The organism is Methylobacter sp. (assembly GCF_030680395.1).
Lineage (GTDB): Bacteria > Pseudomonadota > Gammaproteobacteria > Methylococcales > Methylomonadaceae > Methylobacter_A.
Genome location: NZ_JAUXVR010000041.1, coordinates 103263 through 124570, shown reverse-complemented (window position 1 = coordinate 124570; position 21308 = coordinate 103263). Strand labels below are relative to the sequence as shown.

The following is a 21308-nucleotide window of genomic DNA, read 5'->3' as shown; positions in this document are numbered from 1 at the left end:
TACCTTACGCGGCTATATCCGCACACTCCGGTATTACCTGCTTCGGTGCCGCAAGTCCATTGTAAACGGATATTCGTGACTTAGCTCTTCAATAGGCGGCGCCATGGGTCTTGGCGCGACTTCATTGACGCTGAATTGTGCTACTGCCTGATGGTCGAACGGCATTGTTATCGGCGGGCGCGTAATAACGCCGGGCGTATGGCCGAAATCCCAAAAGCGGGTGACGCGCCTCGCCTCGGCTTCATAGCTGTTCACCGGAAACGCGTCGTAACTGCGGCCGCCGGGATGGGCGACATGATAAGTGCAGCCGCCTACCGAATGCCCGTTCCAGGTATCGATCACATCGATCACCAACGGCACATGCGGGCTGATAGTGGGATGCAGTGCGGAGGGCGGTTGCCAGGCGCGGTAACGCACTCCGGCAACATATTCGCCTTTGCGGCCGGTGCCGCGTAACGGCAGGCGCCTGCCGTTACAAGTCAACACATAACGTCCTTCGGTAAAGCCGGTTACTTTAATCTGCACGCGCTCTACCGATGAATCGACATAGCGCGCGGTGCCGGTGCTGCTGACTTCTTCGCCCAACACATGCCAGGGTTCAATGGCAAAACGCATTTCCAGATCAATGCCGTCTATCAGGGTGTTGCCGTAACGGGGAAAACGGAACTCAAAAAACGGTTCCAGCCATTCCAGTTCAAAATCGTATCCGGCCCGTTGCAAATCTTTAGCGACCTGTTTCATATCTTCGCGGACATAATGCGGCAGCATAAAGCGGTCGTGCAATTCGGTACCCCAACGGATTAAATCGTGTTTGTAGGGTTCGCGCCAAAACCACGCAATCAGGGATCGCAATAGTAAGGTTTGCACCAGCGACATCCGGGCATGCGGCGGCATTTCAAAAGCGCGTAGCTCCAAAATGCCCAAACGTCCGGTCGAACTGTCCGGCGAATACAGTTTATCAATGCAGAACTCGGAACGATGCGTATTGCCGGTGATGTCGGTCAGCAAATGCCGCAACAAACGATCCACCAGCCAGGGCGCAGGCACTTCACCTTCCGGCATTTGCTGAAAGGCGATTTCCAGTTCATAGAGCTTTTCGTCCCGGCCTTCATCAACTCGCGGCGCTTGACTGGTCGGGCCGATAAACATGCCGGAAAACAAATACGACAAGCCGGGATGATGCTGCCAGTAGGTCACCAGACTGCGTAACAAGTCGGGACGGCGCAGCAGCGGGCTGTCGGTCGGCGTCTCTGCGCCCATGGTGATATGGTTACCGCCGCCGGTTCCGGTATGACGGCCGTCGAGCATGAATTTTTCGGTCCCCAGTCTGACCTGGTGGGCTTGTTCATAGAGAAGGGTGGTTTTGTCCACCAACTCTTGCCAGGTTTTTGAGGGATGAATATTGACTTCGATGACGCCGGGATCAGGCGTCACCATCAAACGCTCTACGCGGTAATCCCGCGGCGGTTCATAGCCTTCCAGCACTACCGGAATCGACAGGTTTTCTGCAGACGCTTCAACGGCAGCAATTAGTTCCAGGTAATGTTCCAGTGAAGTCAGCGGCGGCAGGAATATATGCACGCGGCCTTCGCGGGCTTCAACACAAACCGCAGTGTGAGGCACTTCCACCTCGATGGGTTGATCATCGCCTGAATCCTGCTCGGGATGGGCCTTGAGTTTTTCCTCGCTATGGCTGTAACGGTGCGTGACTTCGCCGTAATAATCGCCGAGTTCAGGCAGTTCCTCAAACAGGCTTTGCTGCTCCTGGGTATCGAGCTTGTCCGGGGCGACCCAGGGCAAGCTGCCTAAGGGCAAGCGCATGCCCATCGGCGAATTACCGGGAATCAAAAACATTTGTCCGCGACGAAAATCCCAGGGGCCGCTTTGCCATTTTTGGTTGGCCCAGTCCCATTTTATCGGCAAGGTAAACCCTGCGGCCTTGCCTAAATCGGCATCCAGCAGTTGCGCCAAGGTCTTGCGTTCAATCGAATCCTTCAGGTTGCTTTTTAACGGATCGATATTGTCCGGCAGCGAGCCTTCCTGCCAGAGATAGTAAAAACTGTCTTCAAAAGCCGTCTTGATATAGCGCGGTTGCAGGCCTAATCGTAACGTGATTTGCTTGATAACAGACTCGGCCTGTTCAACGGTATGGCCGTAATCTTTGTTAATATCGGCCAGCAATTCGGGATTGCGCCAAACCGGAGTGCCGTCTTTACGCCAAAAAATGCCGTATTGCCAGCGCGGCAACGCTTCGCCCGGATACCATTTACCCTGTCCGTAATGCAGCATCGCGCCTTTTGCAAACTGATCGCGCAAACGTTTGGTCAGTGCATTGGCCCGCTCGCGTTTGTGCGGGCCGTCGGCATCGACATTCCACTCCGCGCCTTCCATGTCGTCAACGGAAACAAAGGTCGGCTCGCCGCCCATGGTCAGGCGCACATCGTCAGCCAGCAATTGCCGGTCAACCTGTTGGCCCAGCGCGTCAATGCGATACCACTGTTCATCGGTATAAGGCTTGGTGACGCGCGGGTCTTCATGCAGTCGCAGCACCGTGTTGCTGAACTCAAATTCCACTTCGCACTTGTCGGTGCCGCCGGTGACCGGAGCGGCACTGGCGGGATCGGGCGTGCAAGCCAGCGGAATATGTCCTTCTCCGGCCAATAAGCCGGAGGTCGGATCAAGCCCTACCCAACCGGCTCCGGGGATATAAACTTCAGTCCAGGCATGTAAATCGGTGAAATCCTGCTCCGGCCCGGAGGGGCCGTCCAGCGATTTGACATCGGCGGTCAGCTGTATCAGATAACCGGAAACAAACCGGGCCGCGAGTCCTAAATGACGGAGTATTTGCACCAGTAACCAGGCCGAATCCCGGCACGAACCGCTGAGCGTGGTCAGCGTTTCCTCACAGCTTTGGATGCCTACTTCCATGCGTATGTTGTAGCTAATCGCCTGAAAGACCTTGCGGTTAACATCAACCAGAAAGTCGTTGATATTACGTTTATCCAGATCGAAATCGGCTACCCATCGCTTGAGTAAAACACCTTGCTCGGCGATTTCCAGATAAGGCTGTAATTCTTTCAGCAACAGCGCATCGTATTTAAACGGATACTGTTCCGCATACTCTTCAACAAAAAAATCGAAGGGATTGATCACTGTCATATCGGCGATGACTTCGACCTCAACGCTGAGTTTTGAGCATTTTTCAGGAAACACTACCCGCGCCAGCAGGTTACCGAACGGATCTTGCTGCCAGTTGATAAAATGGTTTTCAGGCTCAATGCGCAAGCTATAGCCTTTAATCGGCGTTCGGCTATGCACCGCAGGGCGCAACCTGAATACATGCGGCGACAGGGATACCGATCTATCAAAGCTGTATACAGTTTTGTGACGGACAGCTACTCGAATGGTCATGATTTTTTTCCTATTGCCGAAGCGTTAAGCATTACAAAAATTTTTCTAACTATGCGTGGGAACGGAGGAATCAAGAAGCGCTTTGTTCCCCGAGCTGGACGGGGGTTGCACCCCAGTCCCTACCGTTTTCGATAACTATTGCCCTATCTTCATCGGTCAAACGTTGCGCTAGTTCCCAAGCTACCGCTTGGGGATTCAGTACGGGAAGCTCTAGCTTCCCGGCTCGCAAAGCTGGAGCTTTGCTCACTGGGTTCCCAAGCGGGAGCTTGGGAACCAGCGTATCTCTTAACTTAATGGCAGTGACGCACTGCATGGGAACGAGAGGAACATAAACTTCGTGTTCTTCGTGTCTTCGTGGTGAAAATTTCTTAGCCATTGCGTACATCAGTTATTGGCGAGCCATTAAACCCGAACAGGTTTTTGCGCTTCGGTCTGCATCCGCAATAATTCTTCTTCGATACCCGCCGCATGCGTGAGTTCGGCGACATTATCCTTGGTAAAGAAGCCTTGAAAGCCGCCAAAGCGCTGCACATATTCAATAATCAAGGAAGAATGCTCGGAAGCGCTGGAAAAAATCTGTTTTAAGCCTTCATCCTTGGAACCGACGACATCCAGCAAAAAGCTTTTGCCTTGCTCGCTGATGGCGTTGACTACAAAATCGATATTTTCCATCCCCTGCTGATTGCCGTCTTTAACCGCCAGCGCAATATGGTGCAACCGCGGTCCATAATTGCGCACAAAATTTTCAGTCGGCGAGGGGAATATTTTAAAATGGTTGACAAAATAAGGCGTGTTATTGGCAGTAAACACTTTGGCCGGGCTGTGCATCTCATCGGCGTAATGGATGCTTTTGGTGACATTGGTCGATGAATTTTGATCGACTATGTCGAACGAACCCCAGTAGTAATAACTGGATAACGACAGCCATTCCAAAATCGCTACTTCCCGGTTTTGACTGTAAATGCGCGTCGCCAAGTGGTCCACCGGTAAAATCAGGCCGTCTATGCCTAATGCCTTTTGCTGATGTTTGGCAAGCTCGCAGGCTTGTTGGGCATCATCGCGGATGCTGCTGACACCCAACGCATAAACACGCGGCTCATCGGGCTCCCGCTCCAGATAGGCGACGATGTTATGGGTATACGGAGAAGGTTTGGTGATCGCCAGATTGCCCGGCAGTTCCAGCTTACGAATGTCATCCTGGGAGAAAAACAGAAAACCCCGGTGCTGCTGCAACTTAACCACATCGTGCCGGTTGGTTACCCTCAAAACCTCTCCCATGTAACGGCTGTGCGGCTTGCTTGAGCCAATCGGGAACACTTCGTTCAGGCTGCGAAAAATACCTTTGGTGTCATCGTTCTTCACTTCACGAATAATCAGATCCGGGGCTGTCATATCAATACGCAAGACATGGGTCCAATGCGACTCGCTTTCCAGTGTGACCAGATAATGATAAGGCGACATCAGGCAGAGTTCCCCGATATATTCAATCGACTTTCCGGGTTCGACGGTCAGCATCATCGCATCGATTTCATGAATCATGTTGCTTAAGTTCAAGCTGTCACGCTCTTCGAGCAACTTGCCCAGGTAATCATTAAAGAAGGATGAGTTTTCTTTGTCACCCTGAACAGGAAACGATAAGGAGTGGCTAATGGCTGGCATAGTGAGTTCTCTACAAGTTTTATCTCTAAAAATAAAGCAAGTGCCATACCAAGTGATCAACCGGCATCTTATAAGGATGCGGTCGGCAATAATTTCACGAAGCTTGGGGGCATAGTTTTTATGGGCTGCATCACTGCCACCAGGGTAAGCGCCATAGGAGCGGGCCTCATTCCCACGCAGCGCGTGGGAATGAGGCAAATGCTCCTGTGAATTGCCGGGATAGCTCATTTTGAAGCTCAGGCTGCACCAAATTGGAGCGGACAAAGCCAAAAATAGGCCTATTTAAGTTGTTTTACTTAGCCGCGGCTATTAACTGATCTTACTTATCCTGTCTAAAACTGTCGCCGTATTGCTTGTTGCTTATATAGATAGAGTCGCTGTGCTTTAGGGCTCAAACATTCAATCGCATAAACAATTTAAGCGGCGTAAGAGATGGCATAAATCATGCTCTCATTTCATAAAGCCAACTAGCCTTATGAAATGTCATGAAATCAATCTGGGAAAACTACAAAACCGATAGTGCTTACGATGAACTCATGTGTTCGGAGTTCCAACCCAGGCAAATCAGTTACCGCTTGTGTCAGTATTTAAATTCACTCAATAAGAACGATATCGATAAACGCAAAATGGCTGCCGAACTGGCTATTTTGGAAATGGGCATCAGTTTCACGGTCTACAGCGACGAGGGCAACATAGACCGCGCCTGGCCGTTTGATATTATCCCCCGCATCATTAGCTCTACAGAATGGCGAATGATAGAGGTAGGTTTAAAGCAACGATTGACTGCCTTGAATTGTTTTATAGCGGACGTTTACGATCAACAAGAATTTATCAAGGCGGGCAAAATGCCTGCCGAAATTATCCATAGCTCAAAAAACTTCCGTAAAGAATGTGTCGGTCTGAAGCCCCGCCACAACGTTTGGGCAAATATTTGCGGCACCGATTTGGTACGCGATAAAGACGGCGTTATGTACGTGTTGGAAGACAATCTACGGGTACCCTCGGGCGTTTCCTATATGTTGGAAAACCGCGTTATCACCAAACGTGTGTTCCCTGAGCTATTGCAAAACATAGATATTTTGCCTATCGACGACTACCCCGGCCGATTGCACGATATGTTGGCGTCGCTTGCGCCCGAGCATATCAAAAAGCCGCAAATCGTGGTGTTAACGCCCGGCATTTATAACTCGGCCTATTTTGAGCACGCTTATCTGGCTCAACAAATGGGTGCGCAACTGGTCGAAGGCGGCGATCTGGTGGTCGATGACGATGACTGCGTCTACATGCGCACTATCGAAGGCCTGGAAAAGGTCGATGTTATTTACCGACGCATCGACGATGACTTTCTTGATCCTGAAGTATTCCGAAAAGATTCCGCATTAGGTGTTCCCGGCTTAATGCGCGCCTGGAAAGCGGGTAACGTGTCGTTGGCTAATGCACCGGGCGCGGGCGTCGCCGATGACAAAGTGGTTTATGCCTACGTTCCGGAAATGATCCGTTATTACCTGAACGAAGAACCCATCTTGCCAAATGTGCAAACGTACCTGTGCGACAACCCGGAGCATCTGGAATATGTGTTGAAGCATCTGCCGGAACTGGTCGTCAAGCCTGCCAATGAGTCAGGCGGCTACGGCATGCTGGTAGGGCCGCATGCAACAATCAAGGAAATCGCCGCGTTTCGGGACATTATCCAAAAAAATCCCCGTAATTATATTGCCCAGCCCACCTTGGCGATTTCTACCGCACCGACGTTGTGCAAAGGTAAACTCGAGCCCAGGCACATCGACCTGCGACCTTTTATTTTACAGGGTGAAAACACTTTTGTGACTGCCGGAGGCTTAACCCGGGTAGCGCTAAAAAAAGGCTCGTTAGTGGTTAATTCTTCGCAAGGCGGCGGCAGCAAAGACACCTGGATCATCAACATGGAGAGCAACTAATGTTATCCCGTTCAGCAGAACGCCTGTATTGGCTGGCACGTTACCTTGAGCGCACTGAAAATATCGCCAGATTGGTCAGTGTGCATATGAATTTATTGATGGATTTACCTAACGGCGTTGAAATGGGCTGGCAGCAGCTCATTCGTATCAATGCTTCGGAGCCGCAATTTTACGAAAAATATAAAATTGCCAACGAACACAACGTCACCCGGTTTCTTTTAATCGACGAAACTTATCCGGTCTCTTTGTTTTCGTCGTTAAGCGCTGCCAGAGAAAACATCCGCACCTCCAGAGATTTGCTGCCCGATGAAGCTTGGGAGCAGGTCAATGAAATGTATCTGTTTGTAAAAAACAATATAGATTCACTCTACAACCGCAGCAACCGCGTTGTCTTTCTGAACGAGATTCTCAAAGGCTGCCAACGATTCACCGGACTGCTGTCGGGCTATATGAGCCATAATCATCCTTATCGGTTTATCCGCTTGGGCAAGAATATTGAACGAGCCGACATGACCAGCCGGATTCTGGATTTGGCCTCCTTGCTTCTGGCTGATTCGCGCAGCGATGAAATGCGCCAATACGAGACTATTCTATGGGTGAATATATTAAAATCACTCAACGCCCAGTTAATGTATCGGCAGCATGTCAGAAGCAGCGTTAATGGCGATGATGTGCTGAACTTTTTATTACTCAACATCAACCTGCCCAGGTCGGTCAGTTGCTGCATCGCTGAAATTGCCGGTTGCATCAATGCCCTGCCGAATACTGATTCCTTGCCGGAAGAGGTCGTGAAACTGGAAACTTACGTGCAAGCCATCGATACCCGGCAAACGACCCAGGCGCAATTACGGGGAATTCTTGATGACCTGCAAAACAAGTTGGGAGAACTGCACGATCGGATATCCAACAACTGGTTTAAGCAAGGCATTGTGGAATAGGGAGCTGCAACGGCGTAACGATGGAAATTACTCCCGCAAATGCTTCAGACATCCCGGCGCTTTGTGAATTGCTGGACCTCCTGTTTTCTCAAGAAGCGGATTTCAAGCCGGATTACGAAGCGCAAAGCCGTGGTTTGGCTCGTATCATCAGCAATCCGGAAGTCGGGCTGATTGTCGTCGCCCGTCAACACAGCCGGGTGGTAGGCATGGTTAACCTGCTCTACACAGTATCTACCGCACTCGGCGACCGTGTTGCGCTACTGGAAGACATGGTGATTTCTCCCGCCGCTCGCGGTTCCGGCGTGGGTTCCCTGCTTCTGGAACAAGCCATTCAATTTGCGCGTTTGAACGGATGCAAACGCATTACTTTGCTGACAGATCGCGCTAATGAATCGGCGCAACGGTTTTATCAAAAGCACGGTTTCGGTTTTTCGGCCATGATTCCGCTGCGTCTTTCGCTGACTGAATAGGTAGTAGGGAGTCCGGCTGCCATGCCGTTATCCGATGATTAAAAACAAGGGGCGCTTAGCAACGATCGATGTCGGGCTTGTTTTATGCTTTTGATAATTACGATGAATACCAGTAGACTGTAAAAAACACGACACAGTCAGATAATGCTTAGACAGCGATTTTTATTATTGTTAGTACTCATGATGGTCATTACGCCGGTTTGGTCTGCGCTTGGCTATTATTCGGGTTCGTTATCTGCTGAACCGTCTTTTGAACAAGGCCGCATTGTAAATGATGCCGATAATTCCGATCATTGTCGGCATCAGGATGAATTTAAAACAGCCTGTCATGCAAGCGGGAGTTGTACCTTTCATGTTTGTGGCGACGGAGGAATCACCGTAGTTTTCTTGTTTACTCAAGCCTATAGCGCGTACCGTTACGAGCATTTTGAAAAGTCCGCCTCCCGTTCTCTGTCATTCTCCCCCGAAATAAGACCGCCTATTAATAGCCTCTAACTGTCGCAGAGTGGGCAGAGTTTTTTGCCAAACCTTGCGCAACTCAACATAACAACTCCGTTTTACGGACTTTATAACGAGTGTAGGAGGACGCATGTCACCACAAATTATATTCAAGTATCTTAGGATTTCGTCAAAAATAACTTCCGCTCTTCGTGGGAACGATGAATTCAGGTTTCGGGAAGTTATTGCCGACCCTATCCTTTGCTTGACGCTGCTGCTATTTTCCGCCTGTATATTGGCAGGTGAAGAGCCGGTAATCGGGCAAGTATTGACATTAAAAGCTGCAACCGAACAGGCCGTTCGGGATAATCCCGATCTGGCGCAAATGCAGGCCAGGGCTCAAGCGATGGCGGCTATTCCGTCGCAAATGGGCACTTTGCCCGATCCTGAAATCAGCTTCAATGCAATGAGCTTGCCGGTTAATACCTTTAGTACCCGACAGGAAGATATGACGCAATTGGGAGTAGGTATTTCGCAAGCTTTTCCTTTTCCGGGCAAGCTTGCCTTGCGCGAACAAGCGGCGGCTTTTGAAGCGGAAGCGGCAACGCAAAACGTCACCGAAGTACGCTGGCGTTTACTGAGCGAGGTTAAAACGACCTGGTGGCTGATCTTTTACCTGGACAGGGCGATCCGGATCGTTGACAGCAATTATGCGTTGTTGCGGCAGTTTGTCGAGATTGCCAGGACTAAATACGAAGTCGGCGAAGGTTTGCAGCAGGATGTATTGCTGGCGCAACTGGAATTATCCAAGTTGCTCGATCAACAACTGATGCTGAAAGCCTCGCGCCGTAATGCCGCTGCCAGCCTGAACGCGCTGCTGGATAAACCGGCCAATGAAGAGCTTCGTTTACCGGACAAGGTTGATTTGCAATTGCCGACCATTAAGCAGGAAACCCTGCTTTATCAACAGGCCGAAACATCGAGAGCGGTACTGGAAGGCAACCGGCAAGGCATTAATGCCGCGCAATCGCGCCTGGATCTGGCCAAAAAAGAGGTGCTGCCTGATTTTAATTTGGGCGCTTCGTATGGCGCCAGAGACGACATGCCTTCCGGCGACAGACGAGCCGATTTGTTAAGCTTGAACCTGAGCATGAATGTACCGATTTTCGCCGCCCAAAAACAGGCCAAAGCGGTTGACCAGCGTACCAGCGAATTAATGCAGGAAAAATACGCCTTGCAGGATCAGTGGAACAAAGTTCGGTCGCAAATTTCGCAAGGTTTCAACGATTACCGGCGCGCTAAAGATCAGGTGGTGTTGTTCGAGACCGGCATCGTGCCGCAGGCAAGACAAACCGTCGCTTCGATGCTGGCCGGTTATCAGGTTAACAAGGTCGATTTTCTGAATTTGGTGCGCAGTCAGATTACTTTATTTGAATACGAAACCCAGTATTGGAAAGCCTTTACCGAAGCCAATCAGTCGCTGGCGCAATTAAGCGCGGCTGTCGGCAAGGAGGAAATTTATGAATAAGCAGTTAATCATTACCGCTATGCTAATGCTGGCTTTGGGTGTCGGCGCAGGCTATCTGATTGCATCCAAAGCGGGTAAGGAACAAGCTCACATCGCCTTGCCGGAAGAGAAAAAGCCATTGTTTTATCGCAGCCCGATGAATCCGTCCGTCACTTCGCCGGTTCCGGCAAAAGACGCGATGGGTATGGATTATGTGCCTGTATTTGCAGAAGAGGGTAGTTCTCTAGAAGGCGAGGTCCTGTTTTACCGTAATCCGATGAACCCCGAAGTGACCTCGCCTGTGCCGACTAAAGATGCCATGGGCATGGACTATGTGCCGGTTTATAAAAAGGATAATGCGAGGTCTGATGACTTGGCAGGGAGCGTTAAAATCGATGCCGTTACCGTGCAAAACATGGGCGTACGCACCACTACGGCAAAAAAGAGCATACTTTCGCATATCGTTCGAGCCGTTGGACGTGTGGCTTATGACGAAGAACGCATCGTACGATTACATCCCAAAACCGAAGGCTGGATTGAAACTCTGCGTGTGGATAAAACCGGTGAGCGGGTCAAGAAGGATGAAGATTTGCTGAGTATTTATTCGCCGCAACTGGTTGTCAGTCAACAGGAATATATTCTGGCGTTAAACAATCTTAAAGTGTTGGAAAAAAGTCCGATCGAAGACATCCGCCGCGGCGCGGAAGAACTGGTCAACAGCTCGCGTGAACGCTTAAAACTGCTGGATGTCCCAGCGCATCAATTGCATGATCTGACGCGTAACCATAACATCAAAAAAAGTCTGCATATTCATACCCCGGCGGACGGTATCGTGATCAATATAGGTGCCCGCGAAGGGCAGTTTGTGACGCCCGAAACCGAACTGTACATGATCGCCGATTTGTCCAAAGTCTGGGTGTATGCCGACATTTACGAATACGAACTGCCCTGGGTCAAAGTGGGCGACCCGGTTGAAATGCAACTGGCCGGCGTTCCGGGGCGTATTTTCAACGGGCATCTGGCTTTTATTTATCCGTATGCCGAAGCGAAAACCCGAACCATCAAGGTGCGGCTGGTATTCGATAATGCCGAGTTGTTATTAAAGCCCGAACTGTTCGCCGACGTGACCATCTATGCGGGTAAACAAGTCGATGCGTTGGTGATTCCCTCCGAAGCGGTTATACGTTCCGGTGCGAAAACCCAGGTTTTTGTAGTACGCGGCGGGGGTAAATTCGAACCTCGCCAGATTACTACCGGCTTATTGTCCAATAACGAGATTGAGATAATTGACGGACTGAAAGAAGGCGAAGAAGTCGTCACCTCCGCGCAATTTCTGATCGATTCCGAATCGAAGTTGCGCGAAGCCACCGCAAAAATGATGGAACCTTCTACGCCTCAACAGTCGGAACCGAACCGATTGATCATGGAGCAGGGGAAGCATCAACATGATTAGCGCGATTATTGATAGCTCACTAAAAGACCGGTTCATGGTGTTGCTGGCCGCCGTCATTATTGCGTTGGCAGGGCTTTGGTCTTTTAAAAACATGCCGCTGGATGCGATACCGGATTTGTCCGATGTGCAGGTCATCGTGTTCACCGATTATGCGGACCAGTCGCCGCAGGTGGTTGAAAATCAGGTCACCTATCCGTTAACCACCGCCATGCTGGCCGTGCCTCATGCCAAAGTGGTGCGCGGCTATTCCTTCTTCGGCCTGTCGTTCGTCTATGTCATTTTCGAAGACGGTACCGATATGTACTGGGCGAGATCGCGGGTGCTGGAATATCTCAACTACGTTAAAGGCCGCTTGCCGCAAGGCGTCACGCCGACCTTGGGCCCCGACGCCACCGGCGTAGGCTGGATTTACGAATACGCACTGGTGGATAAAAGCGGCAAGCACGATCTGGCGCAGCTGCGCTCCATCCAGGACTGGTATTTGCGCTATCCATTGCAAACCGTTTCCGGCGTGTCCGAAGTGGCTTCGGTGGGCGGCTACGTCAAGCAATATCAGGTGGAAGTCGATCCCAACGCGTTGCAAGCCTATCAAATCCCTTTATCCGCCGTTATCACCGCAATCAAGCGTTCCAATAACGATGTCGGCGGCCGTCTGTTCGAAATGGGAGAAACCGAATATATGGTCAGGGGCTTGGGCTATATCAAATCCATCGCCGATCTTAAAACCATTCCGGTTGGCGTCGATGTCAACGGCACGCCGATACGCTTGCAGGATGTTAGCTCTATCCAGATCGGCCCGGAACTGCGCCGCGGCGTGACCGAGCTGAACGGCGAAGGTGAGGTGGCCGGTGGCGTGGTGATTATGCGCTTTGGCGAAAACGCCCAAGAGACCATTAAGGACGTGCGCAAAAAACTGGACGAATTAAAAAGGGGCTTGCCGGAAGGGGTGGAGATCGTCACCGTTTATGACCGGGGCAATTTGATCGAACGTGCGGTGGACACGCTGAATACCGCGCTGATTGAGGAACTGGTCATCGTTTGCGCCTTGGTCGCCTTGTTTCTGCTGCATCTGCGGTCGTCCCTGGTGATTATTGTCACCTTGCCGCTGGGCGTTCTGATGGCTTTTATTGTTATGAAATGGCAGGGCATAAACGCCAATATCATGTCGCTGGGCGGCATTGCGCTTGCGATTGGCGATATGGTTGATGGCGCGGTGGTGATGGTCGAAAATGCCCACAAACACCTTGCCGAAGCGGCCGGGAAAAAACAGGCCGAACTGACTCAAAAGGAGCGCTGGCAAGCGATAGGCAATGCCTCTAAAGAAGTGGGCTCCGGCCTGTTTTTCTCGCTACTGGTTATTACCGTCTCGTTCCTGCCCATCATCACCATGCAGGCGCAGGAAGGCCGATTGTTCAGTCCGCTGGCTTTTACCAAATCCTATGCGATGGCGGCGTCGGCGATATTGACGGTCACGCTGGTGCCGGTGTTAATGGGCTATTTCATACGCGGCAAGATCATTCCTGAACAGCTTAACCCGATCAACCGTTGTTTACATTTTATCCACGCACCCGTTCTAAAGCTGGCGATGCGTTGGCGGGCGATGACGGTGATCATAGCCGCGCTGCTGATGGCATCGACGCTGTACCCGTTGTCGAAAATCGGCAGCGAGTTCATGCCGCCTTTGTATGAAGGCGATATTTTATACATGCCGACCACGTTCCCCGGTATCTCGATCACCAAAGCCAAGGAGCTGTTGCAACAGACCGACAAGATGCTGAAAACATTTCCGGAAGTGCAGCAGGTGTTCGGCAAGATCGGCAGGGCGGAAACGGCAACCGACGCCGCCCCGCTAATGATGGTGGAAACCACCATACAACTGAAACCCCAGGAGCAGTGGCCCGATCCCGACAAAACCACCCGGCAGCTGATGAATGAAATGGACAAGGCCATTCATTTTCCGGGCTTGGCCAATACCTGGACCATGCCGATTAAGAACCGTATCGATATGCTGTCTACCGGCATCAAAACGCCGGTAGGCATCAAGGTGTCCGGCCCCGATTTGAATGTCTTGCAGTCGCTGTCGCTGCAAATCGAACAGGCGATGAAGACCTTGCCGGAAACGCTGTCGGCCTACGGCGATCGGGCGGTTGGCGGCTATTTTCTGGATTTCGACATTAACCGGGAAGCGGCGGCGCGATACGGCTTGACCACCGGCGACGTGCAGGATGTCATTCAAAGCGCTATCGGCGGCATGAATGTCACCGAAACCGTTGAAGGCCTGGAGCGTTATCCGGTCAATGTGCGCTATCCGCGCGATCTGCGCGACAACCTGGAAGCCTTGCGACGGGTATTAATCCCGACGCCGACCGGCAGCCAGATACCGTTGACACTGGTGGCGGACATTAAATTCACCCGCGGCACGGATGTGATTAAAACCGAAGATGCAAGACCCAATGCCTGGATCTATGTGGATATCAAAACCTCCGATATAGGCGGCTTTGTCACGCTGGCGAAACAAAAACTGGCGGAGCGCGTCACCATACCCGCAGGCTACACCGTCGCCTGGTCAGGACAGTTCGAATACATGGAACGCGCGGCAGAGCGCTTGCGTATGGTTGTGCCGCTCACATTAGTGCTGATTTTTGTGCTGTTGTATTGTGCGTTCCGCAATATCACCGAACCGGCCATCGTCATGCTGGCCATCCCGTTTAGTCTGATTGGCGGCATCTGGCTGGTGTATTGGATGGGATTCAATTTATCGGTTGCGGTGTATGTCGGCTTGATCGCTCTCGCCGGTACGGCTGCCGAAACCGGCGTTATGGTGTTGAGTTTTATCGATATTGAAGTTGATAAGCTGCGGCAGCAAAAACAGGCTCCGTTGACCGGCGACGAAATCAGGGCGGCTACAGAAGCCGCCACCGCTTTGCGGGTGCGGCCTGTAGCGATTACCTCGCTTGCCAATATCGTGGGCTTGATTCCGATTATGTGGGCCGCCGGCGCCGGTGCCGATGTCACCCAGCGCATTGCCGCTCCTGCGATGGGTGGGATGCTGACGGTGCTGATATTAAGTCTTTTGGTGTTTCCGGTTATCTACAGTCTGGCCTTGCAGTTTCAGGAAACGCGTAAGGTCTGGCCGGGTCTATCAAGCCACGAGTTATAAAACCAGCCAGGACACTTTGGCGATGTGAGGCATTCAGTGCAATAGAGGGTTCGGCTAATAGGTAACAGCGCTTATTGTTTGAAGGCGTTGAACTCTCTATTCTGTTTATCGATAACCTGAAAAACGACGTCACCTTGAATTTCTCCGGAGAAAACCCATGAAAACAAAGCTACTGATTACCCTGTTTTTGGCTCTTGGTTTGCTAGCCGCATGTGCCGAGATGGACCCGCATCCGATGAACATGGATCTGGCCGTGCAAAATGCGTCATCCAAAGCCGATCATGAAGCGTTGGCGAAACACTATGAGGAAGCGGCTGAAGAAATGCGGGTTAAGGCCGAGGAGCACAAGAAGCTGCTGCGTCAGTACCAGTCAAAAAGCTATCTCTACGGCAGGCAGGCTGAAGATTTTAAAGCGCATTGCCAAAAGCTGGCTGATGTCTATGAAAAAGCTGCCGAGGAAAACTTGAGTATGGCAAAAATGCACCGCCAGATGTAAGAACTTGAAGTATTTCTGATTTAAGGACATCCGTGTCGAGCGTGTTGCGCGCCTTAGGAGCTAAGAATTTCGCTAAAAATAATGGGGTTCCCATGCTCTGCATCACCGCCATTAAGTTAAGTGTTGTAGGAGCGGGCCGCGCCCGCGACATTTGGGCAGCGATTGCAGAACTGTAGCTTGCTTCATCGCGGGCACGGCCCGCTCCTACGGCGTCATTGTGCTTAATTTAACGGCAGTGACGCAGAAGAATTTATTACTGACCAAATTCTAAGGCGCGCACAGCGCGCCCTACGTATGCAAGAAAAACTCAAGATAATTACAGGCTCTAGTTACGGTTTAGCGCGGCGGCGGCATCCTGCTCGTTACCGGCCAGATGTGCGTCGCGGGGCGGCAATACGTCGGCGACGACTTCCAGGCGCTTCCAGGCCGGTGCCGGTGTTTCGCAATGTTGTTTGGGCACGAACGCCGATTCTTCGACCAACGTCATTTTGTGGATATAACGCGGACAGTTCGGGAACATTTCCCGCAGTCTTACCCGCAACACTATTTGCGCTTCGGGCCAGTGATTTTGCAAAGGATCATCGTCCTGTATGAAAGCGCTGCCGTTTAAGCGAAGACGGGCTTGGCGCTGAAAGTCGACGAACAACAGACTGACATGTTCGTTAACCAACACATTCCCCGCCGACAAGTACATGCCGCTGCCATCGTAGAGCGGAAAAGCCAGGGTTTGTTCATCGATAACCTTGACCAAGCCGACGCTGCCGCCTTTGTAGGAACAGTTGGGGCGTCCTTCCCGATCGACGGTGGCGAAGAAAAACATGTTTTGTTCTTCGATAAATATCTTGTCTTCCGGGCTGATTTGACCGCTGACAATCGCATCGACCAGACGGTCTGCCATGGGCCGGGTCTCGAAACGGTCTTGCAGCTGTCGGCTACCTTCATGGAAAAAATCACTCATTGCTCCTCCTCGGAGTTATCGGTTAATAAAGATGTATCTGGCATATCGCTCAAGCTTCCCTCGATAAGAACCAGGGCAGCCTGCTTGGCCTGTTCGGCAGAACCTGAATGACGCTTCATCTGTTCCGAAACGATGGCGCCTTCGATCAGCAAGCTTAATTGCAGCGCCAGATTTTTCGGGGATTTAGAGCCGTATTGTTCGGCCAGATCGGCAATATAGTTTCGGAAATGGTCGTAAAACTCGGCAGACACCTGATGCACCGGGTTGCCTTCAAGCGGAAATTCAGCGGCGGCATTGATAAATGCGCAGCCGCGAAATTCGGGAACAGCCATCCATTCGCCAATCACGTCAAAAATCGCCAGTAACTTAGCCTTGGGCGTATCGGCCTTACCGTTAACCTGATCGACAAACCAGACTCGAAAGTCCTCGTCCCGTTTGCGCAGAAAAGCAATCACCAAATCGTCTTTGGAAGAAAAGTATTTGTAGAGGCTCATTTTGGTAGTACTTGCCGCTTTGACAATGGCATCGACGCCGGTCGCCCGGATACCTTGGCTGTAAAACAGCTCTGATGCGGCTTGCAGGATTTTTTCTTGCAGATTTAAGGACATAGGTTAGGCAATAGAAAACAGGTTGATTGTAACTATACCGATCGGTATACTTTAATGTCAATATACCGACCAGTCAGTATATCTTTTATAACCAATAAGAAACGAGATAATTCGATGGAAATATTATTAATCGGCGCTGTACTGATGATTTTTGCTGTTCTGGCTTCAGCGTGGCTGATGACTTTTGCAAGATGGTTTCCTGTCAAAGGCATTGATGGCGAATTCCTTACCGACTACAAAACCCTGATCAGGGCGCATATCGACTTTGCCTTAATGGCTTTATTTTGCCTGGGGTTTTATGCCGTTAAAGTGCCGTTATCGGTTACAGCTTGCTGGTTGGTGGTGATCGGCGGCATTACCAATCCTTGTGTGTTTGTCATTGCGGCGTTTGATCCGAGCTTTTGGGAAAAAACCATCTGGAAAGTCTATTCGGCTATCAGCTTTATCATCACAACGATAGGCTTTGGCTGGGTGGGTATCAGCTTGTTGAATTACGCTGCGTAGTCTTTGTTTAAACATTTACCGATTACATCTGAACAGACAGGGCCGTTTTGACCCTGTCTGTGTTGAACTATTCCGTCAGCTTCTAAGTAACACATTGCTATTGTGTTGCTTAGGGGATATAAAACATAGCGCGCAATATCTTGTAGCGAGTGCAGATTTCATTTCCTAAAGTCGTATTTGAATCTCATATCTTCATTTATTTTAAATTAAAGTTTAGTTAAATGTCGCTATTTGTCGGCATTTCAAGCAGAACTACGCTTAAAAGCTTATTAACATATCATTAATCAGGGAATACACTTTCATTGGCACAAGATAAAACTAATCTTATGCCAATGAAAGTACAGAAAGTTGTAAATCCTGACTCAGCAAATTCGAACTATCGAGTGTAGCCAGAAATAAAGTCATGTGAAAGAGTTCGGCTTTTTTGGGTTTCTACCAATGTGATTGTTTTTTCGGAGGAAATATCATGAAAGCTTTTTTGAAACGCAGTAAACAAAGTTTTTTTCATTTTAAAACATTCAAGAATATTGTAATAAATGTATTCGGTGCGGGTATTCTGTTGCTTTTCTTGTTGCCGCTAAGTGCTAATGCGGCACTTCGGTGGGACTGGCATTATTCTGGAGATGATAATTCTGTGCAACAAGGAACTTTCGTCACGACTGATGGCAACATTTTTGATCCAAACACTATATATACCGTCACCGAATTTTCTGTAACAAGAAGCGATGCTGGACACTTATCCGTCGGAGCACCGATTGGGAGTACAACCGACGGGACCTACCAGGTGTTCGAAAATGTCCCACTGAAGTTCCGTGTTGTGAATAACGAATTTATATTTGCCCCACCCGGAGTTCTCGGAGGTAGATACGACACTGTATATGATTCCCCTAACGGATGGCACACATTTTTGTTTACTAACATACCAGACCAGTCATTGGCCAGCGCGGGATATCTCTACTACAATCCACCAGAAGGACCTCAGCAGTGCTGTAACAACGGTCGCGTCTTTACTAGCGGTCCTAGTTTCATTGCCTTTACAGCCACCCCAAACGTTCTTTGGCCACCAAACAATAAGCTTGTCCCTGTAACGGTGAGTCCTATAGAAGCAGACCTCCTAAGCTGCCAAATCACTTCGGTCAATAGCAATGAACTGATAACAACTGAGGATTATCAGATAACTGGTGCTTTGACGGTGGATCTGAGGGCCAAGCGGTTGGGAAAAGGAGGAGGCCGAGTCTACACCATTAATGTGAGTTGTTTGCTTTCAGGCTCGGAAGTAACAGGAAACGTTACTGTTACCGTGCCGCACGACCAGGGGAGGTAAACATGATCAGAGTGGGAAATACGATCAGGGAGGTAAGTAATATTATCAGGCCAACTGTTATTGCACGCCCCAAGCCCAGCTAGGACTTTAGCAAAGCATCTTGCATACGCAGTGTGTAGGTTGAGCTGACTCAAGGAAGCCCAACCTACTGGCTCAATAAGCCCCGTAGATCAGATAACCGCTTTTCGTCGCCTGACATTTTGATGCTCGTTAATGTCGGGCATAAACAGCTTGTCTGATCTCTACGCGGCTGGTATCGGCCAAAAGAAGATAGAAACAAAATAACAGAAGCGTTCTGTTGTAACATTTTTTAATCACAATTGATGGTGGTTATCTTTTTAAAACAAGTAACTATGTTCAAAAATTAACCCAACTAAATTAGAGGATTAAAATCATGTTAATCGAAAAATCAAGAAAATACGAGTCTTCCATTTTTAATACCACGTTGCCAAGTAAAGAAGTGTATTCATGCCTGAGGAACGGACTACTTACTAGCGTAATAGCTCTGGGTCTTACCCTCGGCATTTCCGGCCAGGTTTGGGCCGCTCCAATCGGTGTCAGTTTTACCAAAATCGCTGAAACAGAAATTTTGGCCAATCCTGATAGTTGTACTTCTACCAATTGTTTCTATAGTTTTCAAACACCCGCTATCAGTAATGACGAGGTCGCATTCATTGCTTTTCAATATCCAACGGGGGTATCTGGCATTTTCACTAGTTTAGATGGTTCAATCAGCAACATCAAACGAGGCGTTTGCTTTACTCCAGGCTCTTGCACTCGTATCGGCGGCGACGTCTCACTGAGCGACGAGACTGTCGCATTTTTTCTAAATACTAGTTCTTATGGTTACTATCGTTCATCTAGTCTCCTAGTAGGATCGAATGGGGTACTCAACACTGCCTTTAGCTACAGTTGCAGTCCCCCAGCGCCCATAGGTAACCCCGCGTACTGCACACAACCTCAATTGGTAATCCTTCCGTTAGTGAGGGATTTGTCGCGTTTAACACTAACTCGAGTGTTATTGAGAGTGCGGGCATCTATATTTATAACAATAACGTAGCCGGATCGTCGCCAGTCGCTGTCGTGACCCCCGACGACTTGGTTCCAGGTAGTACCGGTAAATTTATCAGTTTCGGGGATCCGTCGCTCAGCGGCAGCTTGGTTGCCTTCGCGGGTACAAGCAGCAATAGTGAGAAAGGCATCTACACGACGGGCATTAATTCCATGGACCAGCTCCTTAGCGTTGCCGTCGATATCAACACCCCCGTTCCCGACGGTACCGGAAACTTTGCAAACTTCGGCAGGCCTTCGCTCTATGGCGATAAAGTCGCTTTCCGGGGTTCCGATAGCAATGATCTGTCCGGTATCTATACTGGAGGAATAGGGGAGGTACTCAACGTCATCGCTGATGCCAACACCCCCATTCCTGGTGGCACCGGTAAATTTACAAACTTTGGGGATCCGTCGCTCAGCGGCAACTGGGTTGCCTTCTATGGCTTTGACAGCAATAACGGAGGAGGTATATATGTCGATCGAGAAGACGTCAAACATAATCCGTTGCTAAAAGTTATCGGTACGAGCGACGTACTTGACGGCAAAACTATCACAGAGTTGTCCTTGGGGCACGAGGGATTAAACTACAATAAGTTAGCATTCCTTGCCCATTTCTCCGATGGCTCATCCGGTATTTACAAGGCTGAGGTCGCGACTACCAAAGACCAATGCAAGAATGACGGCCACACAAAATTCAATTTCAAAAATCAGGGGCAATGTATCCAGTTTGTGGGTAATCACGGTCAGGGGGGTAACTAATACCAGGCCGCTTAATTGTTATTGCGTGTAAAGTTCAAGCGGGAATAGACATGCTGCGTGATGGATTTGTGCTTTAAAATTAATTGCTTACTAAGTATTGAACCTTCGATAAGGTCTGTCTAGTTTTCAAAAGCCTATAAAAAAACCGCCAGCAATGGCGGTTTAATTTGTTTCCAGAGTATTATCAGGCCAGAGATTAGACAGATGGTATCGTTTTGTCTAATGTTCAGGGCTATCTGCGAGATCATCTGGGATTGGTAACAGAGATCCTTGCATCTGGTTGAATCATCATTTCGATGGATACAAATAACCTTAATGGCTATCGACGCGGCTCTTGGGGATTATCGGTGAGAGCACCACGTTGTGGTGCCTTAATGAGGCGCGTTCTAAACCATGATGTTTTTTATCCGCTGAGCCGACAGAATGTATTTCATCGATACAATTATGAAAATACCATATATTTTATTAGCTTACAGTGATTTTATAACACCAAAACATTATGACTGTCAGTTTTAGTAGTGCCAGTTGATCCGCTAGAATCGGCTGTCCGCTTTCCGTGAGTATGCTGGCATTTGTAAATCTGGGCGCGTGATGGTTTGGGTCGAACCGAGACAGTCAATGCCTGATGCAGCT

The 21308-nt window shown here is 49.8% G+C and carries 15 protein-coding genes; 11 read left to right on the top strand and 4 right to left on the bottom strand.

Annotated features, from left to right (window positions below):
• Positions 1-33 precede the first annotated feature (33 nt).
• Complete coding sequence (locus tag Q8L79_RS16405; protein ID WP_305273444.1) at positions 34-3411, bottom strand: DUF2126 domain-containing protein; 3378 nt, start codon at positions 3409-3411, stop codon at positions 34-36.
• Positions 3412-3813: 402 nt separating this feature from the next.
• The gene (locus tag Q8L79_RS16400) at positions 3814-5298 is read right to left on the bottom strand and encodes a hypothetical protein (RefSeq protein WP_305273443.1); all 1485 of its coding nucleotides are present in this window, start codon (positions 5296-5298) and stop codon (positions 3814-3816) included.
• Between the two features lie 257 nt (positions 5299-5555).
• Between Q8L79_RS16400 and Q8L79_RS16395 the strand changes: the two genes are divergently transcribed.
• The 8 genes from Q8L79_RS16395 (at position 5556) to Q8L79_RS16360 (ending at position 15469) form a co-directional block, all read left to right on the top strand.
• Positions 5556-7007 carry a circularly permuted type 2 ATP-grasp protein gene (locus Q8L79_RS16395; RefSeq protein WP_305273441.1) on the top strand — a complete coding sequence of 484 codons (1452 nt, stop codon included), beginning with the start codon at positions 5556-5558 and terminating at the stop codon, positions 7005-7007.
• Positions 7007-7945, top strand: a complete 939-nt coding sequence (locus tag Q8L79_RS16390) for an alpha-E domain-containing protein (RefSeq protein ID WP_305273439.1) — start codon at positions 7007-7009, stop codon at positions 7943-7945. Before Q8L79_RS16395 ends, Q8L79_RS16390 begins: the two co-directional genes overlap by 1 nt.
• A gap of 20 nt (positions 7946-7965) precedes the next feature.
• On the top strand, positions 7966-8415 hold the full coding sequence (locus tag Q8L79_RS16385) for a GNAT family N-acetyltransferase (RefSeq protein WP_305273438.1): 450 nt from the start codon (positions 7966-7968) through the stop codon (positions 8413-8415).
• Between the two features lie 144 nt (positions 8416-8559).
• On the top strand, positions 8560-8910 hold the full coding sequence (locus tag Q8L79_RS16380; RefSeq protein ID WP_305273436.1) for a hypothetical protein: 351 nt from the start codon (positions 8560-8562) through the stop codon (positions 8908-8910).
• A 94-nt stretch (positions 8911-9004) separates the two neighbouring features.
• Complete coding sequence (locus Q8L79_RS16375; protein ID WP_305273435.1) at positions 9005-10381, top strand: TolC family protein; 1377 nt, start codon at positions 9005-9007, stop codon at positions 10379-10381.
• Positions 10374-11813 (top strand): efflux RND transporter periplasmic adaptor subunit, encoded by a 1440-nt coding sequence (locus Q8L79_RS16370; RefSeq protein WP_305273433.1) that lies wholly within the window; start codon positions 10374-10376, stop codon positions 11811-11813. The genes Q8L79_RS16375 and Q8L79_RS16370 overlap by 8 nt, the downstream gene beginning before the upstream one ends.
• Positions 11806-14973, top strand: a complete 3168-nt coding sequence (locus Q8L79_RS16365; RefSeq protein WP_305273432.1) for an efflux RND transporter permease subunit — start codon at positions 11806-11808, stop codon at positions 14971-14973. Before Q8L79_RS16370 ends, Q8L79_RS16365 begins: the two co-directional genes overlap by 8 nt.
• A 157-nt stretch (positions 14974-15130) precedes the next feature.
• A complete protein-coding gene (locus Q8L79_RS16360) occupies positions 15131-15469 on the top strand; it encodes a hypothetical protein (RefSeq protein ID WP_305273430.1) in 339 nt (112 codons plus the stop codon).
• 325 nt (positions 15470-15794) lie between these two features.
• Here Q8L79_RS16360 and Q8L79_RS16355 read toward each other — a convergent pair whose 3' ends face one another.
• Both Q8L79_RS16355 and Q8L79_RS16350 read right to left on the bottom strand, forming a co-directional pair.
• Entirely contained in the window at positions 15795-16427 is a 633-nt protein-coding gene (locus tag Q8L79_RS16355; RefSeq protein ID WP_305273429.1) for a pyridoxamine 5'-phosphate oxidase family protein, read from the bottom strand.
• Entirely contained in the window at positions 16424-17035 is a 612-nt protein-coding gene (locus tag Q8L79_RS16350) for a TetR/AcrR family transcriptional regulator (protein WP_305273428.1), read from the bottom strand. The genes Q8L79_RS16355 and Q8L79_RS16350 overlap by 4 nt, the downstream gene beginning before the upstream one ends.
• A 114-nt stretch (positions 17036-17149) precedes the next feature.
• On the opposite strand from Q8L79_RS16350, the gene Q8L79_RS16345 reads away from it, so the two are divergent.
• The 3 genes from Q8L79_RS16345 to Q8L79_RS16335 all read left to right on the top strand — a co-directional run bounded on the left by Q8L79_RS16345 (position 17150) and on the right by Q8L79_RS16335 (position 20675).
• On the top strand, positions 17150-17539 hold the full coding sequence (locus tag Q8L79_RS16345) for a hypothetical protein (protein WP_305273426.1): 390 nt from the start codon (positions 17150-17152) through the stop codon (positions 17537-17539).
• Positions 17540-18005: 466 nt separating this feature from the next.
• A complete protein-coding gene (locus Q8L79_RS16340; protein WP_305273425.1) occupies positions 18006-18863 on the top strand; it encodes a hypothetical protein in 858 nt (285 codons plus the stop codon).
• A gap of 1083 nt (positions 18864-19946) precedes the next feature.
• A complete protein-coding gene (locus Q8L79_RS16335) occupies positions 19947-20675 on the top strand; it encodes a hypothetical protein (protein ID WP_305273424.1) in 729 nt (242 codons plus the stop codon).
• The last annotated feature ends 633 nt before the right edge of the window (positions 20676-21308 follow it).